15 protein-coding genes are annotated in these 11619 nt (G+C 59.6%); 7 read left to right on the top strand and 8 right to left on the bottom strand.

What is annotated here, in order from left to right; all coding sequences use genetic code 11:
• Positions 1-52 precede the first annotated feature (52 nt).
• From KX928_RS13985 to iscR, 6 genes are all read right to left on the bottom strand, one after another.
• Positions 53-367: a heavy metal-binding domain-containing protein gene (locus KX928_RS13985; protein WP_219503638.1), complete on the bottom strand. Its 315-nt coding sequence runs from the start codon at positions 365-367 to the stop codon at positions 53-55.
• A complete protein-coding gene (locus KX928_RS13980; RefSeq protein ID WP_219503635.1) occupies positions 364-1206 on the bottom strand; it encodes an FkbM family methyltransferase in 843 nt (280 codons plus the stop codon). Before KX928_RS13980 ends, KX928_RS13985 begins: the two co-directional genes overlap by 4 nt.
• 113 nt (positions 1207-1319) lie before the next feature.
• Positions 1320-1544 (bottom strand): hypothetical protein, encoded by a 225-nt coding sequence (locus KX928_RS13975; protein ID WP_219503632.1) that lies wholly within the window; start codon positions 1542-1544, stop codon positions 1320-1322.
• 36 nt (positions 1545-1580) lie between these two features.
• Entirely contained in the window at positions 1581-3119 is a 1539-nt protein-coding gene (gene sufB, locus KX928_RS13970; RefSeq protein WP_219503629.1) for a Fe-S cluster assembly protein SufB, read from the bottom strand.
• Between the two features lie 15 nt (positions 3120-3134).
• Positions 3135-4202 carry a cysteine desulfurase family protein gene (locus KX928_RS13965; RefSeq protein ID WP_219503626.1) on the bottom strand — a complete coding sequence of 356 codons (1068 nt, stop codon included), beginning with the start codon at positions 4200-4202 and terminating at the stop codon, positions 3135-3137.
• 40 nt (positions 4203-4242) lie between these two features.
• Positions 4243-4716, bottom strand: a complete 474-nt coding sequence (gene iscR, locus KX928_RS13960) for a Fe-S cluster assembly transcriptional regulator IscR (RefSeq protein ID WP_219503624.1) — start codon at positions 4714-4716, stop codon at positions 4243-4245.
• 179 nt (positions 4717-4895) lie between these two features.
• Between iscR and KX928_RS13955 the strand changes: the two genes are divergently transcribed.
• From KX928_RS13955 to KX928_RS13940, 4 genes are all read left to right on the top strand, one after another.
• Entirely contained in the window at positions 4896-5549 is a 654-nt protein-coding gene (locus KX928_RS13955; RefSeq protein WP_219503621.1) for an alpha/beta hydrolase, read from the top strand.
• Positions 5550-5553: 4 nt separating this feature from the next.
• Positions 5554-5793, top strand: coding sequence for a hypothetical protein (locus KX928_RS13950; RefSeq protein ID WP_219503618.1), 240 nt, complete (start codon positions 5554-5556; stop codon positions 5791-5793).
• A complete protein-coding gene (locus KX928_RS13945; RefSeq protein WP_219503615.1) occupies positions 5790-6365 on the top strand; it encodes an HD domain-containing protein in 576 nt (191 codons plus the stop codon). Before KX928_RS13950 ends, KX928_RS13945 begins: the two co-directional genes overlap by 4 nt.
• A 125-nt stretch (positions 6366-6490) precedes the next feature.
• Positions 6491-7705 carry an NADP-dependent isocitrate dehydrogenase gene (locus KX928_RS13940; RefSeq protein WP_219503599.1) on the top strand — a complete coding sequence of 405 codons (1215 nt, stop codon included), beginning with the start codon at positions 6491-6493 and terminating at the stop codon, positions 7703-7705.
• Between the two features lie 53 nt (positions 7706-7758).
• On the opposite strand, the gene KX928_RS13935 is transcribed toward KX928_RS13940, so the two are convergent.
• Together KX928_RS13935 and KX928_RS13930 are read right to left on the bottom strand one after the other, a co-directional pair.
• The gene (locus tag KX928_RS13935; RefSeq protein WP_219503866.1) at positions 7759-8556 is read right to left on the bottom strand and encodes a class II glutamine amidotransferase; all 798 of its coding nucleotides are present in this window, start codon (positions 8554-8556) and stop codon (positions 7759-7761) included.
• The gene (locus KX928_RS13930; RefSeq protein WP_219503597.1) at positions 8556-8762 is read right to left on the bottom strand and encodes a DUF6356 family protein; all 207 of its coding nucleotides are present in this window, start codon (positions 8760-8762) and stop codon (positions 8556-8558) included. Before KX928_RS13930 ends, KX928_RS13935 begins: the two co-directional genes overlap by 1 nt.
• 112 nt (positions 8763-8874) lie before the next feature.
• Between KX928_RS13930 and KX928_RS13925 the strand changes: the two genes are divergently transcribed.
• The 3 genes from KX928_RS13925 (at position 8875) to typA (ending at position 11606) form a co-directional block, all read left to right on the top strand.
• Positions 8875-9333: an Lrp/AsnC family transcriptional regulator gene (locus KX928_RS13925; RefSeq protein WP_219503594.1), complete on the top strand. Its 459-nt coding sequence runs from the start codon at positions 8875-8877 to the stop codon at positions 9331-9333.
• A gap of 15 nt (positions 9334-9348) precedes the next feature.
• Entirely contained in the window at positions 9349-9684 is a 336-nt protein-coding gene (locus KX928_RS13920) for a DMT family transporter (RefSeq protein WP_308342329.1), read from the top strand.
• Positions 9685-9788: 104 nt separating this feature from the next.
• Entirely contained in the window at positions 9789-11606 is a 1818-nt protein-coding gene (typA, locus tag KX928_RS13915; protein ID WP_219503592.1) for a translational GTPase TypA, read from the top strand.
• Positions 11607-11619: the final 13 nt, after the last annotated feature.

Raw genomic sequence — 11619 nt, 5'->3', positions numbered from 1 at the left:
CCTTCGGGTCCGCCTTGGCGGAAATCATGTCTCGTTCAGTTTTCGCGTTTTCTCAGGCAAGGGTTACCGCCGTGCCGGACACCGACACCATCAGCATCGAATCGCCAACCACCTCGTAATCCAGGTCGATCCCCACCACGGCGTTGGCTCCCAGCGCCGCTGCGCGTTCCTCGACCTCGCGCATGGCCTCGTCACGGGCGTCCTTGAGCTTGGATTCGTAAGCGCCCGAACGGCCGCCCACGATATCGGTCACCTGCGCAAAGAAATCCCTGACGATATTAGCGCCCATGATGGCCTCGCCCACCACGATGCCTCGATATTCCTTGATTGTCCGTCCCTCGACGGAATTGGTTGTTGTCAGGATCATTTCGCAACCACTTTCCTTGATGTCGCAGCCTTCGCTTTGGTGGTGGGAGGTTTGGGTGCGGCACCGGGTGCCACGAATTTCTTTTTCAGCGCCGCCAGCTTGGGCTTATCGACGATCAGGTGATTTTTGTTGCTCTTGTAGCGTTGATGAACATTCAGGCTGGCGTAGCCATTTTCCGCCACCCAGTCGTTGAATGCCGCCTCGTTCTCATTATCGACCTCGATCATCAGGATGGGACGGCAGCGTGCCAGCACGCCGGAAAGCCCTGCCAGCGCCTGCATCTCCATACCTTCCACGTCGATCTTGATGAAATCGGGCGTGTCATCCGCCAGCAACTCATCCGCACGGAACACGTGCAGATCGCCCTTACCCGGAAGCATCTTGGCACCGCCCAGGTTGCGCTCGCGTTTTTCCATCGCAAATCCACCGGAACTGGCGTCAGAAACGCCTACACCCAACTTGGTAAGGTCCACGACCTCGCGCAGCCCGTTCACGACCACGTTGTTGACGAGCAGGTTGTAGGCCTTGCGGTTAGGTTCGACCGGGATCACCCGTTTGGCGCCCAGAAAGATCGCGGCAAAGAGGCTGTGATTGCCCACATTCGCGCCGATGTCGGCAAAGGTTCCACCCTTGGGAAAGATCGGTATCAGCGCGCGCAGCTCATTGAGCTCATAGAATGTGCCACGACGATGGTTGCGTTGAACCGGGTCACGCTCCATGTCCACGCAGAAGGTGACGGGTGTGTCCATCACCTGCGTGTGCACAAGGGTCAGCGGGCCACTTTCCAGCACGCGGCCGAGTTTCAGTTTTTTGTAGTGACGGGTCAGTTCCGGTTGCATTTAGTAACCCGATGCTCGTGGAAGGGACAAATCGCCCATGATCGCCTCTCTCACGACGATGTCCTTGCAGGCTGTGATCGGGCGGCCTTCGACGGTTTTGATGGTCGTGGGGATCATTCGCTCTTCTCGTTCTTCGCTTCTTTGCCAACACTGTCGCGCAGCATGATCAAGGCGACCCGGATCGCAGCGAATAGCATCGCGCCGCCAATCACACCTGCCGGAACAAAGGTCGCATTTACTAACGATGCGGTCACCGCGCCGACCAGCCCTCCGACAATGGCGGTGAATGTAAGTGCAAAGGCAACGCTCCACGGTTTCCTTCGATCACTGACAATCATCTCTGCAACGTCCTTGGGCCAAATATTTCGCATGGCCTAGCCAACCGACCCCTCCAGCGAAATCGCCACCAATTGCTGCGCTTCCATCGCGAATTCCATCGGCAGGGCTTGCAGAACGTCCTTGCAGAAGCCGTTTACCACCAGTGCTACAGCCTCTTCCTCGTCCATGCCCCTTGAACGGCAGTAGAACAGCTGATCGTCATCCACCTTGGAGGTTGTGGCCTCGTGCTCCACGCGGCTGGAGTTGTTCTTCACCTCGATATACGGCACCGTATGGGCACCGCAATCGCCGCCGATCAGCAGGCTGTCGCACTGGGTGTAGTTGCGCGACTCCTTCGCCTTGGGGTGCATCGACACCAGTCCACGATAGGTGTTCTGAGCCTTGCCCGCACTGATCCCCTTGGAGACAATCCGCGATTTCGTGCGCTTGCCCAGATGCACCATCTTGGTGCCCGTATCGGCCTGCTGCATGTTGTTGGCAATCGCAATCGAGTAGAATTCCCCCTGCGTGTCGTCCCCGCGCAGAATGCAGCTTGGGTATTTCCACGTCACGGCGGAGCCGGTCTCGACCTGCGTCCACATCACCTTGGCGCGGTCGCCGCGGCAGTCGGCGCGCTTGGTCACGAAGTTGTAGATGCCGCCCTTGCCGTTCTCATCGCCCGGATACCAGTTCTGCACGGTGGAGTATTTCACCTCCGCGTCTTCCTCGACGATGATCTCGACCACCGCCGCGTGCAGCTGCGCGATATCACGTTGCGGCGCGGTGCAGCCCTCAAGGTAGGACACATAAGAGCCCTTGTCGGCGATGATCAGCGTGCGTTCAAACTGCCCGGTATTCTCCGCATTTATGCGGAAGTAGGTCGACAGCTCCATCGGGCAGCGCACGCCCGGTGGCACATAGACAAAGGAGCCATCCGAGAAGACAGCGGAATTAAGCGTCGCGTAATAATTGTCCGAAACGGGCACGACGGTGCCCAGGTATTTCTTCACCAGCTCCGGGTGTTCCTTGATGGCTTCGGAGATGGAGCAGAAGATCACGCCCGCTTTTTTCAGTTCGTCCTGAAAGGTGGTGCCCACGGAAACGCTGTCGAAAACTGCGTCCACGGCCACTTTGCGCGGCTCATCGCCCAGCTCCTCGGCACCTTCGACGCCTGCAAGGATCATCTGCTCCTTTAGAGGAATACCGAGTTTCTTGTAGGTCTCCAGCAGCTTTGGGTCGACCTCATCCAGCGACTTGGGCTTGACCTCCATCGACTTCGGCCGCGCATAATAATACTGGTCCTGAAAGTCGATCTCCGGATAATCGACCATTGCCCATTTGGGCTCTTTCTTCTGCAGCCAGCGCTCGTAAGCCGCCAGCCGCCATTCGGTCATCCATTCCGGCTCTTCGTTTTTCTCAGAGATCAGGCGCACGATGTCGGGGCTGAGACCCTTGGGCGCGTATTCCATCTCGATGTCGGTGGACCAGCCGTATTTGTACTTGCCGCCAACTTCACGGACAGCATCCACGGTTTCCTGATCGACACCTTCCTTGACTTGCACGTCGTCCGCTCTGGTCTGATCCAGTGCCACCATCTTAACCTCCAGCTCTCACGCCATGCGGGCGCGGAAATTGCGTTCTTTCGCCAGCCATGTCTCAGCAAATCGCTGCACATCCTCGGCGGTTGTCTCAAGCCCCAGCGACACGCGGATAGCGCTGCTGGCGGTCTCTTCATCGTATCCCATCGCCCGGAGCACATGGCTTTCGCGCACCTTGCCGCTGGAACAGGCCGATCCTGCACTTATGGCAAAGCCGGCAAGGTCCATCTGGATCACCTGGCTCTCGCCCTTCCAGCCTGGCATTGCAAAACAAGAAGTGTTCGGCAAACGATCAGAGTCTTTCCCGACAAAAATAGTTGTCTTTGCGCTGGCTGCAAGAGTGTTTTCTAGAATCTTTCTAAGTTCTTTCACTTCTTCCCACCGGCCGGACGCAATATCTCGTGCCGCTGCCGCGGCGGCGGCCCCAAATCCGGCGATACCGATGATGTTCTCGGTACCCGACCGCCGGCCCATTTCCTGACCCCCGCCGGGTGCCAGCGCCGTAATGTCCAGCCCCTGTCGCACCACAAGCGCGCCGACGCCCTTGGGGCCGCCGAGTTTATGCGCGGAGAGGATCGCGAAATCGGCCTTCGAGGCGGCAAAATCAACAGGGATTCGCCCGGCTGCCTGCGTGATATCCAACAGCAGCCAGTCCGCGCGCTGCGCGCCGGAACACCATTTGCCCTCCGCGCGCTGCGGCATCGCGCTGATCACCCCGGTTTCCGAATTCGCAAGGCCCATTGCGAGGGTTGCCGTAGTGGCCCCGGCCCCGACACCCCCGGCATGCGCAAGAAGCGCATCATGGGCGGTTGGGTCGACGTAAACGTGATGTTCGGGCACAGGCACTTGCAGCACCCGCGCGGCCTCGGTCGCACCGCTGGTAAAGACCACCTCCGCCGGTTCGCATCCCACCGTCTGAGCAACCTGCGCGCGCGCCTGTTCCACGATCGCTTTTGCCGCGCGGCCCTCGGCGTGAACCGACGACGGGTTCCCCACCTGATCCATTGCCGCGACCATGGCCGCGCGCGCCTCGCGGCGCAGCGGTGTCGTGGCGTTATGATCCAGGTAGACGCGTTTCATCAGGGTATCGGCACTTCGGAACTCGGGGTAAACGGTTGATCTACGAAACAGGGCTCGGGTCGTCGACCACATCGAAAAGGCTCGGCACGGCGGGACATGGCGCCAGTTCGTTTGCAACCACATCCGATAGTCGCGTCTGGTGCAGGAAAACGTAGACATGGGCGCTGAGCCCTTCCCACAGACGGTTGGTCAGCGATTGCGCGCGGCTTCCGGAGGCGCCGCCAGAAGCGCCCGCCCCCTTGTGCATCGCATTCACGGTTTCATCCACAGCCGCAAGAACATCGACAACCCGGATGTCGGAGGCGCTCTGAGCGAGGCGATACCCGCCGCCGGGACCGCGCACCGACGCGACCAGTTCCGCACGGCGCAGCTTTACGAACAATTGCTCCAGATACGGCAGCGAAATGGACTGGCGTTCGGCGATGTCGCCGAGCGAGACAAGTTGCCCGGCGGGTTGCAGCGCGATGTCAGCAAGCGCCACCATGGCATATCGGCCTTTGGTTGATAGCTTCACTTGATGCTCCTGTGATCTGCGTCAGAGCCCGCAATTGATTGACGCGGGGCGTTTAAATGCCTAAGTCGGGTTTTCGCACTCCATATGAAGATGTGCAAGTAAATTAGAACCGTTCTAAGGTGTCATGTCACGGGGTAACCCGATCATCATGCACCTGCCGACATTGTAAAAGGACGCGCATGCCTGAGGTCATTTTTCCCGGACCCGAGGGTCGCCTGGAAGGTCGCTATCACCCGCAAAAAGAGCGTGATGCCCCGATCGCAATCATCCTGCACCCGCACCCGCAGTTCGGCGGCACAATGAACCATGTGATCGTGCACCGCATGCATTACGCCTTCTACAACATGGGTTTTACGGTTCTGCGATTCAATTTCCGCGGCGTTGGTCGCAGCCAGGGTGAGTACGATCAGGGGATCGGCGAGCTGTCGGATGCCGCCTCGGCGCTGGACTACCTGCAATCGATGAACAACAATTCCAAGCATTGCTGGGTCGCAGGCTTCTCTTTCGGTGCCTGGATTGGCATGCAGCTCTTGATGCGCCGGCCTGAAATCACCGGGTTTATCTCTGTTGCACCACCGGCGAACATGTATGATTTCTCCTTCCTGGCGCCCTGCCCCGCCTCCGGTCTCATCATCAACGGGACGGCAGACCGCGTGGCTCCGCCGAGCGACACGGAGAACCTCGTGGCAAAGCTGCACGAGCAGAAGGGCATCACCATCACACATGAGCAGGTCGAGGGGGCCGGGCACTTCTTCGAAGAGCCGCATCTCGACACGCTGATTGATACCACCACGGCGTATGTGAAACGGCGCCTTACGGAAACATCACGGTAAGCTTATGGGAATCGTCGAAGACGTTGCAGACGAACTGGCGCTCGAAAGCCTGAAAATCATCAACGCCACGGGCGACGATGCGTTTGTTCAGCGTGTTGCGGACACTATCGGCGGCTCGTCCCAGACGATGGAAGAAGCCTACCTGACCGCTGTTCGCGTCCGACGCGCCGAGCAGCGGGCGCGGGAATTGCTGAAAACGCTGAAAGACGACATGGCCAAGACGCTGGCGCCGCCCGAAGAATGAGCGACCGGCTGACACGTCAGATCACGTTTCTGAGCGAAGCCGACAAACTGAAATCGGTAATGCGCGCGTCGCGTCTTCACGATGCGAGCAGGTTCGAAAACTCGGCCGAGCATTCCTGGCATGTCATGTTGTATGCCTTCGTGCTGGCAGATCAGGCTGGCCCCGAGGTGCAGATCGACCGGGTGATCAAGATGCTGCTGCTGCATGACATGGTGGAAATCGACGCGGGCGACAATCCGATCCACGGGCAGGTCGATGCGGACGCCATGGCGGCAGAGGAACAAGCGGCGGCGGATCGCATCTTTGGTCTTTTGCCAGCTGATCAGGCGCAGCATTTCAGGGCACTGTGGGATGAGTTCGAGGCTGCGGAAACACCGGATGCCATCTTTGCGAAATCCATTGACCGCGTTCAGACGCCGATCGGTAACCTTGCCAACGGGGGCGGGTCATGGACGGAGTACAACGTGACGTTCGACCAGCTCGAAGCCCGGGTCGGTACACCCGTGAAACGCGGTGCACCGGGTCTGTGGACCTGGCTTTTGCCGCAGCTGCGCCGGTTTTTTACCCTCTGACACGGCGCCTTTCAGATCATATCGCGGATGAATTCAGTATACATTCGTATACCGGCTTCCCTGCGACGGGAAACTACGCTACACCGCGCGCAATCTGACTCGAATTTCTTTAACAGGAGCGCTCCATGACCAAGATCAAGGTGGATAATCCCATCGTCGAACTCGATGGCGATGAAATGACCCGCATTATTTGGGACTTCATCAAGAAAAAACTCATTCTGCCTTACCTGGACGTGGATCTGAAATACTACGATCTTGGCATCGAAGCCCGGGACGAAACGGACGACCAGATCACTGTCGATGCAGCCCACGCCATCAAGGAACATGGCGTCGGGGTGAAATGCGCCACCATCACGCCCGACGAGGCCCGGGTCGAGGAGTTTGGCCTGAAACAGATGTGGCGCTCGCCCAACGGCACCATCCGAAACATCCTTGGCGGCGTGATCTTCCGCCAGCCGATCATCTGCAAGAACGTGCCGCGCCTTGTGCCCGGCTGGACCAAGCCCATCGTCGTGGGCCGCCACGCTTTCGGCGATCAGTACCGCGCGACCGACTTCAAATTCCCCGGCAAGGGCAAGCTGACCATCAAGTTCGTCGGCGAAGACGGCACCGAGATCGAAAAGGAAGTTTTCGACGCGCCCGGCGCCGGTGTGACGATGGCGATGTACAACCTCGACCAGTCGATCATCGACTTCGCGCGTGCGTCCATGAACTATGGCCTGTCGCTTGGCTGGCCGGTGTATCTGTCGACGAAAAACACAATCCTCAAGCAATATGACGGGCGCTTCCTGGAGCTGTTCCAGCACATCTACGAGACGGAGTTCGAAGACAAGTTCAAGGCTGCTGGTATCACCTACGAACACCGCCTGATCGACGATATGGTCGCCTGCGCGATGAAGTGGAACGGTGGCTATGTCTGGGCCTGCAAAAACTATGACGGTGACGTGCAGTCCGACACCGTGGCGCAGGGCTTTGGCTCGCTGGGCCTGATGACGTCGGTGCTGATGACACCCGATGGCCAGACCGTCGAGGCCGAAGCCGCCCACGGCACCGTCACGCGTCACTACCGCCAGCACCAGAAAGGTGAGGAGACCTCCACCAACTCCATCGCGTCGATCTACGCCTGGACCGGCGGCCTCAAGCACCGCGCGAAACTGGACGACAATGCGCCGCTGATGAACTTTGCCGAAACACTGGAAAAGGTCATCGTCGACACGGTGGAAAGCGGGTTCATGACGAAGGATCTCGCCCTGCTGGTCGGACCGGACCAAAAGTGGCTCACGACGATGGGCTTCCTGGAAAAAGTCGACGAAAACCTCAACAAGGCGCTTGCCGGCTGAGGCTTTCGCCTCCCACAGATGCAAAAGGGCCGCGGAGACGCGGCCCTTTTTTGTCATGCGGCCTGTGCCGAACCCGTTGGCGCAAAATCCGAAATCTCAACCGCGTCCTCGGTGAAGCGGCAGAAACTCCCCGCAGGGACCGCGTGCCATTCTTGCGTATCCTCTTCGTAGGGTTCGGAGACCACAGCCCAACCGCGCCGGGTTTCATGCCACTGATAGTAGAGCGATGGCGCAAGGTGATCCGAGGCGTAGCGGATTGCGTAAAGTGTCTCGCCATCCGACAGCGCCGCCGTGCAGCGGATCAGCGGCCCCTGAAAACCGTTACGCGCCGCCATCGACTGCAACTGACCGACGGCGGCTTCCAGCGCGCGACGCGGGTTCTTGTCCAGTCCGAGGCCGCAGGCGATCAGGAACAGCGCCTCGCTGTCCGTGGCGCCGCGGCGATCGGGGTAATGGGCGTCATCGATCAGCATGTCCGCGGATTTGCGGAACCGATCGAATCCGCCCACCTGCCCGTTGTGCATGAAAGACCAGCGCCCCTGTACGAACGGATGGCAGTTGTTGCGGCTGGTTGCGGTACCGGTCGAGGCGCGCACATGCGCCAGAAACAGCGGCGATTGCACCTGATCGGCCAATGCGGCAAGGTTAGGGTCCGACCAGGCCGGGTAGACATCGCGGTAAAGGCCCGGTTCAGGCCGCTTGTCGTACCATGCCAGCCCAAACCCGTCAGCATTGATCGCTGTCTTGCATTCGGTGGCCGCGCGCGATTGCTTGATCAGCGAATGGGCGGGCGCCGTCAGGATGTCAGACAGAAAGATCGGCGCCCCGAGGTAAGCAGCCCACCGGCAGATCAGTGGCCCCGGTTGTGGATGCGCGTGTAAAGCCGGGTGATGATCCGGCTCGCGGTCTTTTCAAACAGGCAGGGCACGAAGGCATGCACAAGCGCCGCACCCGCCGCGGCGATCAACGACAGCGCAAAGCCCAATGCAAAGAACATATGCTGGATGAATGTCTCATCGACGGTTGCCGGATGGGCGAGGAAAATACGCTGGAACATGAGAGCCTCCTTCTGGTTTCAATCTTTCTACCCGAACCGTCGAGGGAGGTTGTCCCAAAGTGCTACGTCAAATCGATTGACGATGAGATATCTTCCACCATAACATCAAAATATGCATACGATTGATGAAACAGATCGCCGAATCCTCTCCCATTTGCAACACGACGCTTCGATTTCGCTCGACGCCCTGGGCGAAGCTGTGCACCTGAGCCGGAATGCATGCTGGCGCCGGATCAAAGCGCTTGAGAGCGCGGGCGTGATATCCTCCCGTGTGACCCTACTGGATCCCGATAGCCTTGGCCTGGGCCTTATGGTCTTTATGATGATCCGCACCAGCGCGCATGCCCCGGACTGGCTGGAGATGTTCAAGAAGGCCACCCGCGCCATGCCCGAGGTTCTGGGGGTCTACCGCATGACAGGCGATCTTGACTACCTGATCCGCGCCCGGGTTGCCGATATGGCCGATTACGACCGCCTGTATCAGGCGCTGATCCGCCGTGTCCCGCTCTCGGATGTGTCGGCGAGTTTCGTGATGGAACAGATCAAAGACACCCACGAATTGCCGCTCTGAACAGAGGATCGCGACATGCCCATGCACTACATCTACCTTGTATTTGCGATCATCACCGAAACCATCGGGACAACTGCCTTGCAGGCAAGCGCGCAATTCAGCCGTTTCTGGCCATCGGTGCTGGTCGTGGTGGCCTACGGCATCTCCTTTTACCTTCTCGCGCTGGCGCTTCGCTTAATGCCGGTGGGTATTGTCTATGCCATCTGGTCGGGCCTTGGCATCGTTCTGATCGCCGTCATCGGCTTTGTCGTTTTTGGTCAGCGGCTGGATACACCGGCCCTGCTTGGGCTCGCGCTGATCATCCTCGGCATCGTGATCATTCACCTGTTTTCCAGCAGCGCCACACACTGACCGCCGCGTCTTTTCAGATTTCCCCTAGCTTTCCGTCAGGAGGCACGGTATGCGCCCCCAACAAATGCGCCATCGCGCGGTATCTCCCATTAAAGGCTCTCGTCATGGACCTGCGAAACATCGCAATCATCGCCCACGTTGATCACGGAAAAACCACGCTTGTGGATGAGTTGCTCAAGCAATCGGGCACGTTCCGGGAAAATCAGGCCACGGCTGAACGTGCCATGGACAGCAATGACCTGGAGCGCGAGCGCGGCATCACCATCCTCGCCAAGGCCACGTCGGTGGAATGGAAGGGCACGCGCATCAACATCGTGGACACGCCCGGCCACGCCGATTTCGGTGGTGAAGTCGAACGTATCCTGAGCATGGTCGATGGGGTTGTTCTGCTGGTGGATGCGGCCGAAGGCCCGATGCCGCAAACCAAATTCGTGACCTCAAAGGCATTGGCCCTCGGGTTGCGCCCCATCGTTGTGCTGAACAAGGTAGACAAGCCCGATGCGGAGCCTGATCGCGCGCTGGACGAATGTTTCGACCTCTTTGCCAATCTCGGCGCAGACGACGACCAGCTTGATTTCCCCGCCATGTATGCATCGGGCCGCAGCGGTTGGGCAGATATGGAACTTGACGGACCACGGGCGGATCTTTCCGCGCTGTTCGACCTGATCGTCGATCACGTGCCCGGCCCGGCACAGGTGGCGCAACGCGATGCGCCTTTCCGGATGCTGGCGACAACGCTGGGCGCCGATCCGTTCATTGGCCGTATTCTGACGGGCCGGGTTGAATCCGGCACGCTGAAGGCGGGTGAAACCGTCAAGGCTCTGTCCCGCGATGGCAGCCTCGTTGAGAACTTCCGCATCACCAAGATCCTCGCGTTTCGCGGGCTGACGCAGCAGCCGATCGATCTGGCCGAAGCGGGGGATATCGTGACCCTTGCGGGCATGTCCAAGGCGACCGTTGCCGACAGTATCGTGGCACCCCAGGTGACAGAGGCCCTGCCCGCCCAGCCCATCGATCCGCCCACCATCACGGTCACCTTCGGCATCAACGACAGCCCGCTGGCCGGTCGTGATGGCAAGAAGGTTCAGTCACGGGTGATCCGCGAACGGCTGATGAAGGAAGCGGAGAGCAACGTCGCGATCAAGATCAGCGACACCCCGGGCGGTGAGGCTTTCGAGGTCGCTGGCCGCGGCGAGTTGCAGATGGGGGTGCTGATCGAGAACATGCGCCGCGAAGGGTTCGAGCTGAGCATTTCGCGTCCGCAGGTGCTGTTTCGGGACATTGACGGGGTTCGTCATGAACCCATCGAGGAAGCCACCATCGACGTGGATGACGAATACTCCGGCGCCGTGATCGAGAAGATCACCGGTGTGCGCCGCGGTGAACTGGTCGAGATGAAGCCCGCAGGGGCCGGCAAAACCCGGATCGTGGCCCATGTGCCGTCACGCGGGCTGATCGGGTATCACGGTGAATTCCTGACCGATACGCGCGGTACGGGCGTGCTGAACCGGGTTTTCCATAACTGGGCGCCGCACAAGGGCGCGATCCCGGGGCGTCGCGCGGGCGTCCTGATTTCGATGGAAAACGGAACGTCGGTGGCCTACGCGCTGTGGAACCTTGAAGAACGCGGCAGGATGCTGATCGGTGCGCAGGCAGATGTCTACACCGGCATGATCATTGGTGAACACAGTCGTGAAAACGATCTGGAAGTGAACCCGCTCAAAGGCAAAAAACTGACCAATGTGCGGGCGTCCGGGACCGATGAGGCGGTTCGCCTGACAACCCCCATCACGTTGTCGCTCGAAGAAGCCATCGCCTATATCGACGACGATGAACTGGTCGAAGTGACGCCAAATGCGATCCGGCTGCGCAAGCGCTACCTCGATCCGCATGAGCGCAAACGCATGGCGCGCGCCAGCTAACGGATTTTAAAGA

Source organism: Roseobacter insulae, assembly GCF_019375555.1.
Lineage (GTDB): Bacteria > Pseudomonadota > Alphaproteobacteria > Rhodobacterales > Rhodobacteraceae > Roseobacter > Roseobacter insulae.
The sequence above is the reverse complement of the archived record's forward strand: the minus strand, read 5'-3'. Positions and strand labels throughout refer to the sequence as shown.

Coding starts and splice junctions, on each gene's coding strand:
- sufB (WP_219503629.1), bottom strand. CDS start 3,119: ATGGTGGCACTGGATCAGACCAGAGCGGACGACGTGCAAGTCAAGGAA.
- typA (WP_219503592.1), top strand. CDS start 9,789: ATGGACCTGCGAAACATCGCAATCATCGCCCACGTTGATCACGGAAAA.
- KX928_RS13980 (WP_219503635.1), bottom strand. CDS start 1,206: ATGCAACCGGAACTGACCCGTCACTACAAAAAACTGAAACTCGGCCGC.
- KX928_RS13955 (WP_219503621.1), top strand. CDS start 4,896: ATGCCTGAGGTCATTTTTCCCGGACCCGAGGGTCGCCTGGAAGGTCGC.
- KX928_RS13920 (WP_308342329.1), top strand. CDS start 9,349: ATGCCCATGCACTACATCTACCTTGTATTTGCGATCATCACCGAAACC.
- KX928_RS13940 (WP_219503599.1), top strand. CDS start 6,491: ATGACCAAGATCAAGGTGGATAATCCCATCGTCGAACTCGATGGCGAT.
- KX928_RS13950 (WP_219503618.1), top strand. CDS start 5,554: ATGGGAATCGTCGAAGACGTTGCAGACGAACTGGCGCTCGAAAGCCTG.
- KX928_RS13930 (WP_219503597.1), bottom strand. CDS start 8,762: ATGTTCCAGCGTATTTTCCTCGCCCATCCGGCAACCGTCGATGAGACA.
- KX928_RS13965 (WP_219503626.1), bottom strand. CDS start 4,202: ATGAAACGCGTCTACCTGGATCATAACGCCACGACACCGCTGCGCCGC.
- KX928_RS13985 (WP_219503638.1), bottom strand. CDS start 367: ATGATCCTGACAACAACCAATTCCGTCGAGGGACGGACAATCAAGGAA.
- KX928_RS13975 (WP_219503632.1), bottom strand. CDS start 1,544: ATGATTGTCAGTGATCGAAGGAAACCGTGGAGCGTTGCCTTTGCACTT.
- KX928_RS13925 (WP_219503594.1), top strand. CDS start 8,875: ATGCATACGATTGATGAAACAGATCGCCGAATCCTCTCCCATTTGCAA.
- KX928_RS13945 (WP_219503615.1), top strand. CDS start 5,790: ATGAGCGACCGGCTGACACGTCAGATCACGTTTCTGAGCGAAGCCGAC.